The sequence below is a fragment of the Stenotrophomonas pictorum JCM 9942 genome (assembly GCF_001310775.1).
Lineage (GTDB): Bacteria > Pseudomonadota > Gammaproteobacteria > Xanthomonadales > Xanthomonadaceae > Stenotrophomonas > Stenotrophomonas pictorum.
In genome coordinates, this window is sequence record NZ_BAZI01000749.1 from 1 (window position 1) to 681 (window position 681).

The following is a 681-nucleotide window of genomic DNA, read 5'->3' on the forward strand; positions in this document are numbered from 1 at the left end:
GGCCGCGATCGGCCTGCCGTGCGTGGTCAAGCCGGTGATGTCGTCCTCGGGCAAGGGCCAGAGCACGCTGCGCAGCGAGGGCGATATCGGCCCGGCCTGGGACTACGCGCAGACCGGCGGCCGCGCCGGTGCCGGCCGTTGCATCGTCGAAGGCTTCATCGATTTCGATTACGAGATCACCCTGCTGACCGTGCGTCATGCGGGGGGCACCGCGTTCTGCGATCCGGTCGGGCATCTGCAGAAGGATGGCGATTACCGCGAGAGCTGGCAGCCGCAGGCGATGTCGGCCAGGGCGCTGGAGAGTGCGCAGCAGATCGCCCGTGCCATCACCGACGATCTGGGCGGCTGGGGCCTGTTCGGCGTGGAGCTGTTCGTGAAGGGCGACGCGGTGTGGTTCAGCGAGGTCTCCCCACGCCCGCACGATACCGGACTGGTGACCCTGGTGTCGCAGGAGCTGAGCGAATTCGCGCTGCACGCACGCGCCATTCTCGGCCTGCCGATCCCGACCATCCGCACTACGGGGCGTCAGCCTCCTGCGCGCTGCTGGCGCAGGGCCATGGCGTGCCGTTCTTCAGCAATGTGGCCGAAGCACTGGTCCATCCGGATTCGGCATTGCGCCTGTTCGGCAAGCCGGTGGTGGAAGGCCAGCGCCGGGTCGGTGTGACTCTGGCGCGCGCGGCG

General features: G+C 68.9%; 1 pseudogene. It reads left to right on the top strand.

Going from position 1 to position 681, the window contains the following annotated elements:
* Positions 1–681, top strand: a pseudogene (purT, locus tag JCM9942_RS17465) (formate-dependent phosphoribosylglycinamide formyltransferase); the annotation flags it as partial.